The following is a 13,902-nucleotide window of genomic DNA, read 5'->3' as shown; positions in this document are numbered from 1 at the left end:
TATCTTTTCCTAAGCCTCATCGTAATAAAGTAATATTTCCCTTGCGTGTTTCCGTGGTTCCATCACTCAACTCAACAATCAATTGATAAATATAAGTACCTGCTTCTGCTGGTTTTCCATTGTAATTTCCATCCCATCCATCAGCATAACTATTCGGTAGGGTACCGGATTTGTTGAATACCACTGCTCCCCAGCGATTCATGATGGTAAAGGTTCTAACTTTTATAACATCTTTTCCTGCAATCACATAAAAATAATCGTTCTTACCATCACCGTTGGGCGTAAACACAGTAGGCAAAATTAAATGTGACTGAAAATAAGCGTTTACTGCAATGGAAGCAGAATCCTTACAACCATACAGGCTGCCAGCCAGCACATTTACCATAGTTGAAGAATTGGTGCTTAATATGGGTGCATAGCAATTCGTACAATTAAGGGCAAAACCGGGTGTCCACATAATATTCGTAACAGGTTCTCCTAATTGCAGAATCGAAAGTTGATAAGGGTCTCCGCGGGCAATGGAAATCTGATTTACGGGGACCCCAATTTTAAAAATGGTATATGGAATGGAAACCGAATTGTTGTTAACCTGATCTTCATAAATAGCTAGGTCTGGATTGATATATACATAAATAGCCGAAGCCCCCTTTCTTGAAAAATGATGTTCAATGGTTGCACAGCTATTTGTAAAAACAGTAGAAGCGGGTACTATCGATTCGTGTAGCAATTTTGCTCCAGCCATCGTTTTTACAGTATCAAAATACTGCACTTTAATATTTCTTGTGAGCTTTTCGTATCCATTTAACAAACAGATTTTCGTTTTTACCAGAACACTGTCATTGTTTTTATAACAATAAATCGAAGGCGCAGAACCTGCAAGGTCGTTAGGGAAAACCTTAACAACGGCAGTTGCTGAATCTTCGCAGCCAAACTGTGTGAGTGTTTTCACTTTAAGATAGGTGGTGTCAACAATTTTCATGGAAGTGTTAACACAAGTAGCACAATTGAAATTTCCTGCACTACTTGTCCAGGAAATAGAACTTAATGCATCGGGAGCATAATTTAGTTTGAAACTTTGTGTACTGTTCACAAATACCGTTGTGTCTTTCGGACTTATACTGCGGGTTGGCTGGAATAAAGTTCTTGACCTTCTATTATTGGTTTTACTAATTTCTTTAATTGTATTTTCTTCATCAAGCACCAGGTAAATAGAATCAGAGCGGTTGCGATCTGCTTTTACAATATGAACATAAAATGCAGAACAGTTTCCTAAAATATCAGCGGGTATTTTAAAAGCCGAATCCATTTGCACACGTCCTGCTTGTGCAGTATCTCTGTTGTAAAAACGAACAACTGTTCCTGCAGGAATGGTGTCAACACCAATATTTGTAATGCCAAAGAATACACGGATAGAATCGTTTTTGTAGCAGTTAACACCATACAAATTCAATACTGCATCACTGGTTGCTTCTGTAACATTTAAGGAAAATGTTTGTGAAGTAGAAGTACAAGCCCCTTTACTGGCTATTAGCCAGATAGAATACAAAGCAGCGGAAGGAAAGGAATATTGCAAGTCAACAGAAGTACTGATGAGCTGTTGAACCCCTGTTGTATTGTTTTTAATATACCATTGAAAATTATCTGCATTTTCAGAATGGTTTTTAAAAGTAACCGTGTCTTCATATAAGCCCGTTCTGGAAGCAACGATTCGTTTGTCTGGTGAAAATCTGGCAACGGTACCACAACTCACTATCACTTGTGTATAATAACTGCTGGAGCAGGTTCCTGTAGCATTGAAGGCTTTAAGTTTTATTTGATAAGTGCCTGCAACTGCAAATAGATGACTCAGGTTTGCGTTGGTTCCCAATATGCTTTCAACACCAGAAGACAGGTCTTTGATCCACCACTCATAATTAATTGCACCCACAGACCGATTGGTAAAATCAACGCTAGTACCTATGAGCGGAAAGGGGTTATTGGTTATTTCGTAAAGCGCATTGATATTGTCGGAACAAGGGGGATTGGCGCCGTCGCTAACCAATAAGCTTCCTCCATTAAACACAGCCAGAAAAGCCCGCATTCTTTCTCCCTGACCTGGAGTAAACACAGAAGGGCAGCTTGTTCCATAATCCATGAAGTTGGAAATATTATCTGGAACATCAACGGTAAATGGTCCGGAGAGTGTATCGGTACCACAAGAGTTTTCAGGATTGTTACAGGGAGAGCCTAGTGTACTTCTATCGGGAGGAGTATCGCAAACCCTATCTCCATCTAAGCTACAGTCATTGTTGGCACAGTTGGTTCCTTGAAAAGTATGTAGTAAAGAAAGATAGTGCCCCATTTCATGAGCAAGAACAGCAGTGCTTAATCCTGCAACTACCATGCCCCCGCCTGCTGAAGCATAACCACCATACGCCATTCTTGTCCATTGACCACATTCAAAACGGCTGGGTTGAATTTCTCCGTTAATTTTTTTCACTACCCAAATATTCGCATATCTGGAAGGATCCCATTTTATTTGATTTTTGAGAGCTGCATCTTCTAAATCAACATCTACACTGTCATAAAAAGATTTGATACGATTAATCCCATTGGATTTTTCCCCTGTGGGTGTTCTTTGTGCCAATCGAAACTGTATGCGGGTGTCTTCGCCCAATGGATCAACACTATACGCACCTATATGAGCATAAGCCCTATTCAGATCATCCAGACTAGCCTGCACCATGGCATCTGTAATAGAGAAAGGGTCTGCATCAATAATATGATATACAACAGGGATGTAAACAGTTGGAGGCAGTGGTGTAGCAGTCGACTTTATTTTTCCGGTTGACTGACTGCGGATTTGGCCGTTGACCATTCTGTTAGAACGTTCTTTCGCAATCTGTACTTGTATGGCACGATTCATTTTCTCTTCTTCTGCCTGAAAAAGTTTTGCCTTTGCTGAGTCGGTTCTTCCTAAATCATAGCCGCACATCACTTGTGCTTGAAGATTTTCTGCTCTAATCCACCCAAAAAATAAAACGAGGAATAAAAAGCGGTTTATCATGAGTGGGGGGGAACTTGGATTTGTAAATGAAAATAAATGCTTGTTTGCTTTAGATGCAAGAGAACGATTAATTGCAGCCTATCTAGCAGAATAAACGTATTGAATTTCTATTTATTTCAATCATTATTGTATCATTTTTACGTCTATTTTTAAATATGCAAAATACAGTTGTCATAACAGGTGCGGGTATCTCTGTAGAATCAGGAATTCAGCCTTTCAGGGGCAAGAATGGTTTGTGGAATGAGAATCCAACTGAAATGGCAACCTATCGAAATTTCAGAACCAATACCAGCGTCTTCTTGCAATGGTATTACCACCGCTTTGTAAGTTGTAAAGATGCTTTGCCTAATAAAGCCCATGAAATATTGGCGGTAAGCAATGTTAAACTGATTACGCAGAATATAGATAACCTTCACCATAAAGCAGCTCATGCAACCGATAAACTGATTGAAATTCATGGGAATATAAATTTCAAAAGAACCATACAAGCAATTGATCGGAGTGAACTGGTTTTAGCAGAATGGAATACGGTAGACGAATCGCATCTGGAACGGGAGCTATTTGATCTTTTTCGAATACGGAAAGACGGCAGCATTGATGAACAAAACTCAATGCGCCCTCATATTCTACTATTTGATGAATATTATACAGAACTGTATCAGTACAGCAAGGCTCAGCAGTGGCTGGAAGAAGCGTCTACCATTATTTTCATTGGCACTTCCAATTCGGTGGGTTTTACTTATGGCGCTTTGCAGGAAGCATTGTTTGCCAAGAAAAGAATAATGGTTGTGGACCCCAATCCAGCTCCTTCTTTTTTTCAACCGGGCGTTGAAATCATTCAGTCAACGGCTACTGAATTTTGTAAGATGTATTTCTAAACGCTTATTTTACCCGTGAAACAATAATCTGGCTCACAGCCTTAACATGTCTTCTGCCTGTTTTAAAATCGGAAGTATTTACTAGTAAGATGGCATCCTCCATTTTATCTATGCTCACCCCCTCTTTTTCTATAATCAGGTATACTGTATTTCCGGTTGGCGAATTGAATAGCTCATTCCAGGAATAGACTACTTTGTATTGATCACTTGCTATAATGGTAAAATAAAATTCTGAAAGTTCTCTGGGTCCCGGTGTTTCATATTCTAATTTTTCCAATACATCTTTCAAAAGAACTCCCTTTAATTTGGTTAAAGTGCTTCGTTTTTCGCCGGCATGATTCAACAGTGACAAAGTTCCCAGTTCATAAGATTTGCAAGCCAGAATATCCTGATAGTTGATTACCCCTTTGTTTTTGATAGTGCCGCTCAGATTAAATGAAGTTGTACGGTCAATTTTTTTTTGAGCAAAAAGGTTCAATGCCACCATTAAAGAAAACAAGGTCAACCAATATCTCATCTGTAATTTTTAGTGAATGTATTAAAGAAATCTTTTCTCAAATGAATTATATTTAAGTTCTTATTCCCCTAAAATCTCAATCATGAATTTAAAAAAACAGTACCTGCTATTTGCGGCAATGGGCTGTCTGCTTCATTCGTCAGATGCACAAACATCTAACGAAGGTCAGGCTGCCAAAGCAACAATGTCTTCCAAAAGAAAAATCCAGCCATCGGATGTATATCGTTTACAAAATTTGGGTGATCCACAGGTCTCTCCAGAAGGAACTTGGATTGCCTACACATTGTCCTCTGTTGATTCATCACAGAACAAGCGCAATACGGATATCTGGATGGTAAGCTGGGATGGCAAACAAAACATTCAACTAACCAATAGCCCAGATGCGGAATCGCAGCCACGCTGGAGCCCGGATGGGAAATATCTTTCCTTTGTTTCTTCCCGTAATGGAGAAACCAATGCACAAATTTGGTTAATGAATCGTTTGGGTGGAGAAGGCAAGAAGCTGACAAATTTGAAGACCAACTTAATGGATTATTCCTGGAGTCCGGATGGCAAAAAAATTTTGATGACCATCAAAACACTGGCGGATACCTCCAAGCCTAAAACACCAAAGCCCATTGTAATTGATCGTTATAAGTTTAAACAGGATGTGGTAGGTTATATCACCAAAAGAGATCCCATTCACTTGTATCTGTTAGATGTTGCCAGCAATAAAATAGACACATTAACCAGCGGCGAGTTTGATCAAACCGGTGCCGTATTCAGCCCAGATGGAAAGCAAATTGCTTTTGTGAGCAACACCACTGCAGATCCTGATAGAAATATCAATACCGATATTTTTGTAATGGAAGCCAAGCCCAAAGCGCCAGCCAGGCAATTGACAAAATGGCCCGGAGAAGATGAAAGCCCCGTGTGGAGTCCAGATAGCAAAACCATTGCCTATTTAAGTTCTTCAACAGAAGGCTACACGGCTTATCAACAAATGATTTTGCATGTTGTGGATGCCAGCGGAGTAAGTGCCCCCAAGCCCTTATCAAAATCACTGGATAGACCTGTAAGCAATATTAAGTTTACCAAAGACGGATCGCAGATTGCTGTTTTAATTTCAGATGATAGAGAAAGATATATTGGTCAGTTTAACTTGGCTACAGGTGGACTAACAAAAGTTGCTGGTGGTAAAAAAGCCTATTCTGCTCTTCAAGCACATAGTCCCAATAACTGGCTAGCTGCTATGAGTGAACCGCAACTGCCGACTGAATTGTATGCAGTTGAAAATGGAATTCCGAGAAGGCTTACCAAACACCAGGACGAATTTGTTGCACCACTAGAATTGTCTTCTGTTGAGGGGTTCAGTTCTACCAGTGTGGATGGTGCCAATGTATCAAGCATTGCTTTCAGACCAGCTGGTGTTTCTGCAACACAAAAACTACCAACCTTATTTTATATACATGGCGGACCTGTAGCACAGGACGAATATGGATTTGATTTAACGAGACAAATGTTATCCGGTGCTGGTTATATGGTTGTAGGAGTGAATTACCGCGGAAGCAGTGGCAGAGGATGGGAATATTCCAAAACCATCAGCGCAGACTGGGGTAATAAAGAAGTAAAAGATATTCATGGTGCTGTAGACTATGTAGTTGCAAAGGGCTGGGCCGATAAGGACAAATTAGGTATTGTTGGCTGGAGTTATGGAGGGATGTTAACCGACTATTTAATTGCAACCGATACAAGATTCAAAGCCGCCAGCAGTGGTGCGGGGGTTGCCATGGTTTCTTCTTTATATGGCGTTGATCAATATATCAATCAATACGATAATGAACTTGGTGCCCCTTGGAAAAATATAGATCGCTATTTAAAAATATCTTATCCATTCTTGCAGGCTGATAAAATTAAAACGCCTACACAGTTCATGGTGGGCGAAAAAGATTTTAATGTGCCATCTGTAGGAACAGAGCAAATGTATCAAGCGCTTCGTTCTATAGGAACCCCAACAGAACTGATCATTTATCCTGGACAGTTCCATGGTATTTCAGTGCCCAGTTATATAAAAGATCGTTTTGACAGATATATTAGCTGGTTTAATAAATACCTTAAATAAAAAACAGGCATATGAGTTGGTTCACGCGAATATTAGTTAGAGGAACTTTTGTATTCCTTTTTATGTTGGCAATACAATCAACTCATGGGCAACAAGTTTTTAGAACCGATGTATTGGTGGTAGGTGCGAGTGCCAGCGGAATTGCCGCTGGCATTCAATCTGCCAGAATGGGTGCACAAACCATTATAGCCGAACCCAGTACCTGGCTGGGAGGAATGATTACAGCAGCCGGTGTCTGCGCATTTGACGGGAATCACAATCTGCCTTCCGGAATCTTCGGCGAGTTTCGTTCTGCCTTATACAAAGTGTATGGAGGTCCTAATAAAGTTTCCACCGGATGGGTGAGTAATACCTTGTTTGAACCACATGTGGGCGATAGCATTTTCAAAAGAATGGCCGCAGCCACTAACAACCTTTCTTTAAAATATCAGCTTCGCTTTAATAAAGTCATTACAGAAAACCGAGGGATTAAAGGTGCTGAGTTTACACATACTCAAACAGGAGAACGGATTATTATTTATGCAAAGCAGTTGATTGATGCCACTGAGTTGGGAGATGTACTGGCCAATGCTGGTGTAGCATATGATTTGGGAATGGAATCGAATGATATTACTAAAGAGAATGTACACAAGGGTCCCAGTAATAATATTGTACAGGATATTACCTATGTAGCCATTCTGAAAGATTATGGTGTTGGAAAAGACTGCACCATTGTGCGACCCCCCAATTATGATCCCGCAGAATTTGATGGTGCCTGTACCGACTATTATATGAATAAGAAAAGGCAAAAACCGAATGTAGATGCACAAAAAATGCTGAACTATGGAAAGTTGCCGAATAATAAATACATGATCAACTGGCCGGGTTATGGCAATGATATTTATTTGAATGTTGTTGAGTTGAACGAGGCCGAACGAAACAGCGCATTGCAAAAAGCCAATGAGCAAACGTTGCGCTTTGTTTATTTTATTCAACATCAGTTAGGGTTTAAGCAGCTCGGTTTTGCCGATGATGAGTATCCAACACCGGATCGTTTTCCCATCATTCCCTATCATCGCGAAAGCAGAAGGGTTAAGGGATTGGTGAGAATGGATGTTCATCATATTTCCAAACCCTTTCAATTGGAGAACCCACTGTACAGAACTGGCATTGCAGTAGGCGATTACCCGATTGATCATCATCATAAGAAAAATCCGGAAGCACCACAACACCTTGATTTTTATGGAGTACCTTCTTTTAATATTCCGTTGGGTGCATTGATTCCTGTAAATACCAATGGACTCATTGTAGCTGAAAAAAGCATTAGTGTTTCCAATGTGGTGAATGGTACAACCCGATTACAGGCCATTGCTTTACTAATTGGTCAAGCAGCGGGAACCTTAGCTGCTACTGCCGCAAAAGAAAATATCCAAGCATCAAAAGTATCCGTAAGAAAAGTACAATCCGCATTGCTTGCCAGCAATGCGTATATCATGCCTTATTTTGATATTTCTGTTTCGCATCCGCATTTTGATGCGGTGCAGAAAATTGGGGCAACCGGAATACTGAAAGGACAGGGAGTACCTACGGGTTGGGCCAACAGAACGTATTTTCATCCAGACTCATTAGTGAACAGAGCAGAATTGGTAAAAGACATTGCGCCTTATTTTACCATTGAGGATATATCACCAAAAAGAATCACTCTCTCAGAAACTATTGATTTTATTCTAAAAGAAGCTAATGATAAGCAATCGCGAAATGGGGTTACTACTAGTACTAATCTAACTGATGCAAAAAACAACAATGCCAAATCAAATCATCGAATTGATTGGAATTTTTCCGATAAAAAAATATTCACTGCACAAATTCAACAAGCCTGGATACAATGGAAGTTAGGCTACTTTGATCCATCCATGCCAATTACCCGATTAGAGTTGGCTGTGTTGTTGAATGCAACCATTGATCCTTTCAATAATAGAGAAGTGAATTATCTAGGTCAGCTTTTAAATTAAATACAGTATAACAACCAATAGCTAACTGCGTTGAAAACGCTAATTAATTTGCGCTTTATTGAATTGTAAGCTTCTTCAAATAATACCCTGCTGCATCTACCAAAGGAAGGCTAGCGCTTTTAACGGTAACTCCTTCTTTTCCAATTGTCAATCTACTAGGCTTTCCATTGATGGTAACTTCATAAGGAAGATCCATGAAATAATTCAGGGGTTTAATCTGATATTGCTGGTAACCGGTTTCCTTAATAGAGACTTCCATTAACTGTGTTGTTCGTAAATGAAAATCAAAAAAGGGTTTTAATGAATAGCCGGCTGCTTTGCTGAATAGTTGTTCCACATCGGTGGTGGTTACCGTGTTGTCATAAGTATATGCTTCATCTGTAGCCAGTTGCTTCAGCGTTTTAAAAAATACATCGTCTCCCAATACATAACGAAGACTGTGCATGAAAAAAGAGCCCTTTGTATAAATATCATTTCCAGCATAGGTTTCATCTTCAGATAATTCTTCACCACCCACCAATGGTTTTTTATAACGAACTCCTCTTTTGTGGGCTGCAATAATCTTATTGTACTCATCCTGGCCTCCCAATTCATACATGGCTAATGCTTCTGCATAGGTACCAATACCTTCCTGAATCCACATATGAGCCCAGTCTTTATTGGTTACTTTATTAGCCCACCATTCGTGCGCATATTCATGAAACAGGTTGGCAGAGTACTCCTGGCCACCGACTGTTGTGAAAATAAACTTATTGTCGAAAGTAATCATGGTTTGGTGTTCCATACCAGAATTCGGAACAGCAGCAATGCCAATTTTTTCTTTGTACCAGGGATACTCTCCAAAATATTTTTCTAAGATTTTACTATCGCGCTTTTTGGCTTCAATTACTCTTTTAGCCTGGGCAATATCTTCTTCCAGAATATAATATTCAATAGGTACCACATTTCCGTTTATAGTGGTATAGCTATCTTTTACTACGGCATACTTTCCAATATTGAATAATACGCAATAATTACTGATGGTATAATTGGTTTTCCAGAAGAAACTGGTCTTGTCTTTTTTTGTAACTGTTTTTTGTAAGAGGCCCGGACCTGCAACAGTTAAGCCTTTAGGAACTGTTATATTCATTTCAACGCCTTCGTTGGGTTCGTCACTGGGATGGTCCTTACAAGGAAAGTACATTCTTCCCCCCTCTTTCTGAATATTGATTGAAACCCAGTCATTTCCTGAACGATCTTTAGCCCAGGTGAATCCACCTAGCCATGGTGGTCTTATGGCTTCAGGTGGGTTACCACTGTAGGCAATGAACACGCTATGATTGCCCGCGCCAAATTGATTGGTTTTGTCGAATCCATTTCCCTTAATGAAAATCTTTTCTTCTTTGTGATCAAAGGAAACCGGTTTGCCATCTACTTTAATTGCTTCAATATGGAAGTGTTGAATCAGGTCTAACAAAATGGTGTCTGCCGCATTTTTCAATTGTAGATTTACGGTGGTATTGCCCTTGATGAATTTATTGGCAATATCTACATCCAGGTTAAGACTATATTTTCTAATATCCATATTGGCCTGAACCGGTTTCAATTTGCCTCCAGATGATAGTTTGCCAATATCTGTTTTCTGAACAGAGTTTGTTTCTGTGCTATTCATTTGTCCGTAACTATTGGGCAAAGTGAATATTTGTGTAAGCGTAACAAAACCAACAGCAGCAATAATGTGAGCGCATTTTATTAAACGATTGGGTTTATGAGATATCATAAGGATGCTTTTAAGTGATCGGAATTAATTAAGTGAAATGAATTAAAGTGTTTTGATTTTGATATTTCTGAAAGAAACGCCCTTAGACCAGTCTTGTAATCCGATATGACCTTTGGTTGATTTTCCGAAATCGGGGAATATCGCCAATTTACTTCCAGCCACCATTTTATTCCATTCCTCAGATCCTATTTGTGCTTCACTTGTTTGTATACCGTTTAACCAGAAACTGATCTTGCCATTTACCTGTACAATTTTGCTTTGGTTCCATTCTCCTGCAGGTTTGGGTTCAACTTTGTTTTTGATGGGAGCTAAACCGTAAAGGGCACCCGCCCCCTTTTTTCCACCATCCAGGTAGCCAGGTTGCATATTGGGGTTGTCTAACAACTGGTATTCAGGACCAGTTGCCCAGGTTGCCATATAGCTGGTATCGTCCTGTACGTTAATGAATACGCCACTATTTCCTTCACGTGCAATCTTCCATTCAAAAACTAGTTCATAATTTTCATATACCCCATCGGTAACAATATCGCCATGTGTACCTGTGGTATCAGTACTTACCGTTGTTAATTCCCCATCTACTGCCTTCCAGCTATGCTTCATCTCAGGTTTGCTGAACATATGCCAGCCATTGGTGGTTTTACCATCAAATAACAAAACCCATCCTTCGGCTTTTTCTTTTTCAGATAAAATATTAGGTTCCTGTGTAGAACTGGAGCAGGCCAGGCAAAAGCAAATAATAATAGCAGCAATCAAGGAGGTGAATTTCATTTTGTTGAATTGGGTTGAGAAGATTCGTTGGTAACTAAGTTAGTTTAGTTTACGAGAAGAGTGATAAGGAAATGAGACAATCCTTTTCTCTTGCTCACCGAAAATAGAGGGCACTCCTCCCTACCAGATATACAAAATATAATTTTTTATCATATTTTATCCTGTTTTGGGGAATAATTGATTAGATTCGTCTTCCCCCTTTACCTAAAAACATTGCGTTATGATAGATCAAAGCCAGGTATTGATTACCTTACCCGATGGGGTTTTTATGGAAGGTCATTTTAAGACCAAGCATTCAATGAAAATTGAAAGCAGTATTAACGGAACTCTTTTGTCTAAGCAGAAAGTGATTTTAGAGGCCAATTCCGTGTTCAATGGCGACTTGATTTGCTCTGAATTGGTATTGTCCGGTAAATTCAGTGGAAATATTTTTTGTACAGGTAAAGTACAGGTAAAGCAGGGCTGTCAGATTTCCGGCAGAGTTTACACCTACCGTTTTGAGAATGATGAAATGACTGACTTAGATTGTATCATTAGTGTACCCGATACCAATACAATCAATAAGATTAAGCAAATCATTGAAACCATTGATGTAGATAAGAAACTAAGTTCAGATCCTAATTTGCCAAGTTTAATTAAGATTTATGAAGATAATTTAGCGGCAAAGGAAAAAGTAAAATTACCTGAGCTAATTAAAGAACCATCTAAGCCTATTCCTGTTGCAGCTAATGGTATTCCAACTGCCGCAACCAATGGCATGGCCAATGGTGTTGCCAAATAAGGTAGATTTTTGTAATCATATTCAATACCCAAATCTGAAAAAGCTGTCCTAATAAGACAGCTTTTTCTTTTTTATAATTAACGTTAGCGTAATGTTTTCTTAACCCTGGGTTAATATGGAATAGGGAATTTTGAAAAACACTACCCATGGAAAAACGCTCTGTAAACGTTGTTGTTATGAGCGATTTGCATCTAGGAACGTATGGATGCCATGCAACAGAAATTCTCCAATACTTAAAAAGTATAAACCCGACAATCTTAATATTAAATGGCGATATTATTGACGGTTGGCAGTTTAGTAAAAGATATTTTCCAACTTCCCATTTACAGGTCATTAAAGAAATTATCAACCTTGTCAGCAATGGTACAAGGGTGATTTATATCACTGGTAACCACGATGAAATGCTTCGCCGATACAGTGATGTAGAGATGGGTAATTTTAAATTGACAGATAAAGTAGTCATGGAAATTGATGGCAAAATGACCTGGATTTTTCATGGGGATGTTTTTGACGCAACTACCAAAGGGAGTGCAAAAATGCTGGCAAAACTGGGAGGACATGGCTACGACTTATTGATTTTGCTGAATCGATTCATCAATTACTTTTTACGGCTGGCAGGAAAAGAAAAAATGAGCCTTAGCAAAAAAGTGAAAGCCAGTGTTAAACAAGCTGTTTCTTGGATAGGAAATTTTGAACAGACAGCCGCCGAATTAGCTATTTCTAAAAAATACGATTATGTAATCTGCGGTCATATTCATCAGCCACAGGTAAGAACAGTGGAAACACAGGAAGGCAAAGTGGTTTATATGAATAGCGGAGACTGGGTTGAAAATTTAACTGCACTGGAATATAATCAGCATGAATGGACGGTTTATCATTATGACCCAAAGACTTTTGCAGCAGCCAATCAGGAATTAACAAATAAGAAAACAACAGCACCAACACTGAATGTGATTACAGATGAAGTGAGTTTGTTTTTAAACTCTTTAATACTTCAGCCATGAAAATATTCTATGCAGTTCAGGCAACTGGCAATGGCCATATAGCCAGAGCAATTGAGTTGCTGCCTTATCTACAAAAAATGGGTCAGGTAGATGTATTTTTAAGTGGGAGCAACAGTCATTTGCCAGCTGCCTTACCGGTAGCTTACAAAAGCAAGGGGTTAAGTCTTTTTTATGGCAACAAGGGTGGATTGAATTATACTAAAATGCTGCAATCCTTTTCTCCTTTGCAGATACTTAAAGAAGCTTCTTCATTACCAGTAGACAAATACGACTTTGTTATCAATGATTTTGAGAGTATTACCTCTCTCGCTTGTAAATTAAAAAAAGTTTGTTCAATTGGGTTGGGTCATCAGGCAAGTTTTAAAAGTAATTACACGCCTCGTCCAAATAAAAAAGAAGTGCTGGGTGAGTTTATACTACAAAATTATGCCACTGCCAGTGATTATATTGGCTTGCATTTTGAAAACTATGATTCCTTTATTCATGCACCAGTAATCAAAGAACAAGTACTGAAAGCTGATCCTACAAACAAGGGGCATATTACTGTTTATCTTTCTCATTATAGCGATGAGGTGCTGGAGCAGCATTTTTCAAAATTTACTTCTGTGCAATTTCAAGTATTCAGTAAAAAAATAAAGCAACCCATTCAGCAGTCCAATATTCAATGGATGCCCATCAGCAATAATGGCTTTACGCAGAGTATAATTGATGCTGCCGGTGTTATTACCGGAGCTGGTTTTGAAACTCCTGCAGAAGCCATGTATCTGAAGAAAAAATTATTGTGCATACCTATAAAAGGACAATATGAGCAGCTTTGCAATGCAGCTGCTTTAGAAAAACTGGGTGTTACCATATTACCTGCAATTAAGGAAGATTTTACTTCAAAACTGGAGTGCTGGCTTAATGCACCGCAGCAGGTGTCTTTTTCTTTGCAGAATTCTACTAGTGGTCTAATAGAAAAACTAATGGAAGTTGCAGAGAGGCCTTCCGGTATTTTAGAAGATGCCGAACGCATCGATATGATTAACCTACCTCAACTTTCCTTTAAATTATAAGA

Annotated in this window: 10 protein-coding genes; 6 read left to right on the top strand and 4 right to left on the bottom strand. The window is 39.1% G+C overall.

Annotation, left to right across the window (positions count from 1 at the left end; translation table 11 throughout):
• Window positions 1-16: 16 nt before the first annotated feature.
• The gene (locus TEGAF0_RS10160; protein ID WP_264898070.1) at window positions 17-3,046 is read right to left on the bottom strand and encodes a T9SS type B sorting domain-containing protein; all 3,030 of its coding nucleotides are present in this window, start codon (window positions 3,044-3,046) and stop codon (window positions 17-19) included.
• Window positions 3,047-3,201: 155 nt separating this feature from the next.
• Here TEGAF0_RS10160 and TEGAF0_RS10155 point away from each other — a divergent pair, with 155 nt between their 5' ends.
• The gene (locus tag TEGAF0_RS10155) at window positions 3,202-3,924 is read left to right on the top strand and encodes an SIR2 family NAD-dependent protein deacylase (protein WP_264898069.1); all 723 of its coding nucleotides are present in this window, start codon (window positions 3,202-3,204) and stop codon (window positions 3,922-3,924) included.
• Window positions 3,925-3,928: 4 nt separating this feature from the next.
• Here TEGAF0_RS10155 and TEGAF0_RS10150 read toward each other — a convergent pair whose 3' ends face one another.
• Window positions 3,929-4,441 (bottom strand): hypothetical protein, encoded by a 513-nt coding sequence (locus TEGAF0_RS10150; RefSeq protein ID WP_264898068.1) that lies wholly within the window; start codon window positions 4,439-4,441, stop codon window positions 3,929-3,931.
• Window positions 4,442-4,523: 82 nt separating this feature from the next.
• Here TEGAF0_RS10150 and TEGAF0_RS10145 point away from each other — a divergent pair, with 82 nt between their 5' ends.
• Both TEGAF0_RS10145 and TEGAF0_RS10140 read left to right on the top strand, forming a co-directional pair.
• Window positions 4,524-6,542: a S9 family peptidase gene (locus tag TEGAF0_RS10145; RefSeq protein ID WP_264898067.1), complete on the top strand. Its 2,019-nt coding sequence runs from the start codon at window positions 4,524-4,526 to the stop codon at window positions 6,540-6,542.
• Between the two features lie 11 nt (window positions 6,543-6,553).
• On the top strand, window positions 6,554-8,533 hold the full coding sequence (locus TEGAF0_RS10140) for an FAD-dependent oxidoreductase (protein ID WP_264898066.1): 1,980 nt from the start codon (window positions 6,554-6,556) through the stop codon (window positions 8,531-8,533).
• A gap of 55 nt (window positions 8,534-8,588) precedes the next feature.
• On the opposite strand, the gene TEGAF0_RS10135 is transcribed toward TEGAF0_RS10140, so the two are convergent.
• Both TEGAF0_RS10135 and TEGAF0_RS10130 read right to left on the bottom strand, forming a co-directional pair.
• Complete coding sequence (locus tag TEGAF0_RS10135) at window positions 8,589-10,292, bottom strand: M1 family metallopeptidase (RefSeq protein ID WP_264898065.1); 1,704 nt, start codon at window positions 10,290-10,292, stop codon at window positions 8,589-8,591.
• Window positions 10,293-10,334: 42 nt separating this feature from the next.
• Window positions 10,335-11,060, bottom strand: a complete 726-nt coding sequence (locus TEGAF0_RS10130) for a 3-keto-disaccharide hydrolase (RefSeq protein ID WP_264898064.1) — start codon at window positions 11,058-11,060, stop codon at window positions 10,335-10,337.
• 220 nt (window positions 11,061-11,280) lie between these two features.
• On the opposite strand from TEGAF0_RS10130, the gene TEGAF0_RS10125 reads away from it, so the two are divergent.
• The 3 genes from TEGAF0_RS10125 to TEGAF0_RS10115 all read left to right on the top strand — a co-directional run bounded on the left by TEGAF0_RS10125 (window position 11,281) and on the right by TEGAF0_RS10115 (window position 13,900).
• Window positions 11,281-11,841, top strand: coding sequence for a polymer-forming cytoskeletal protein (locus tag TEGAF0_RS10125; protein ID WP_264898063.1), 561 nt, complete (start codon window positions 11,281-11,283; stop codon window positions 11,839-11,841).
• Window positions 11,842-11,987: 146 nt separating this feature from the next.
• Window positions 11,988-12,845: a UDP-2,3-diacylglucosamine diphosphatase gene (locus tag TEGAF0_RS10120; protein WP_264898062.1), complete on the top strand. Its 858-nt coding sequence runs from the start codon at window positions 11,988-11,990 to the stop codon at window positions 12,843-12,845.
• Window positions 12,842-13,900 carry a glycosyltransferase family protein gene (locus TEGAF0_RS10115; RefSeq protein ID WP_264898061.1) on the top strand — a complete coding sequence of 353 codons (1,059 nt, stop codon included), beginning with the start codon at window positions 12,842-12,844 and terminating at the stop codon, window positions 13,898-13,900. The genes TEGAF0_RS10120 and TEGAF0_RS10115 overlap by 4 nt, the downstream gene beginning before the upstream one ends.
• Window positions 13,901-13,902 lie beyond the last annotated feature (2 nt).

Origin of the sequence: Sediminibacterium sp. TEGAF015 (assembly GCF_025997995.1) — a bacterium.
In the GTDB taxonomy this organism is placed as follows: domain Bacteria; phylum Bacteroidota; class Bacteroidia; order Chitinophagales; family Chitinophagaceae; genus Sediminibacterium.
The sequence above is the reverse complement of the archived record's forward strand: the minus strand, read 5'-3'. Positions and strand labels throughout refer to the sequence as shown.

What these genes read in the sequence shown, in the direction of transcription:
- TEGAF0_RS10160 (WP_264898070.1), bottom strand. Translation starts at nt 3,046, where the DNA reads ATGATAAACCGCTTTTTATTCCTCGTTTTATTTTTTGGGTGGATTAGA.
- TEGAF0_RS10140 (WP_264898066.1), top strand. Translation starts at nt 6,554, where the DNA reads ATGAGTTGGTTCACGCGAATATTAGTTAGAGGAACTTTTGTATTCCTT.
- TEGAF0_RS10155 (WP_264898069.1), top strand. Translation starts at nt 3,202, where the DNA reads ATGCAAAATACAGTTGTCATAACAGGTGCGGGTATCTCTGTAGAATCA.
- TEGAF0_RS10150 (WP_264898068.1), bottom strand. Translation starts at nt 4,441, where the DNA reads ATGAGATATTGGTTGACCTTGTTTTCTTTAATGGTGGCATTGAACCTT.
- TEGAF0_RS10120 (WP_264898062.1), top strand. Translation starts at nt 11,988, where the DNA reads ATGGAAAAACGCTCTGTAAACGTTGTTGTTATGAGCGATTTGCATCTA.
- TEGAF0_RS10130 (WP_264898064.1), bottom strand. Translation starts at nt 11,060, where the DNA reads ATGAAATTCACCTCCTTGATTGCTGCTATTATTATTTGCTTTTGCCTG.
- TEGAF0_RS10125 (WP_264898063.1), top strand. Translation starts at nt 11,281, where the DNA reads ATGATAGATCAAAGCCAGGTATTGATTACCTTACCCGATGGGGTTTTT.
- TEGAF0_RS10145 (WP_264898067.1), top strand. Translation starts at nt 4,524, where the DNA reads ATGAATTTAAAAAAACAGTACCTGCTATTTGCGGCAATGGGCTGTCTG.
- TEGAF0_RS10115 (WP_264898061.1), top strand. Translation starts at nt 12,842, where the DNA reads ATGAAAATATTCTATGCAGTTCAGGCAACTGGCAATGGCCATATAGCC.
- TEGAF0_RS10135 (WP_264898065.1), bottom strand. Translation starts at nt 10,292, where the DNA reads ATGATATCTCATAAACCCAATCGTTTAATAAAATGCGCTCACATTATT.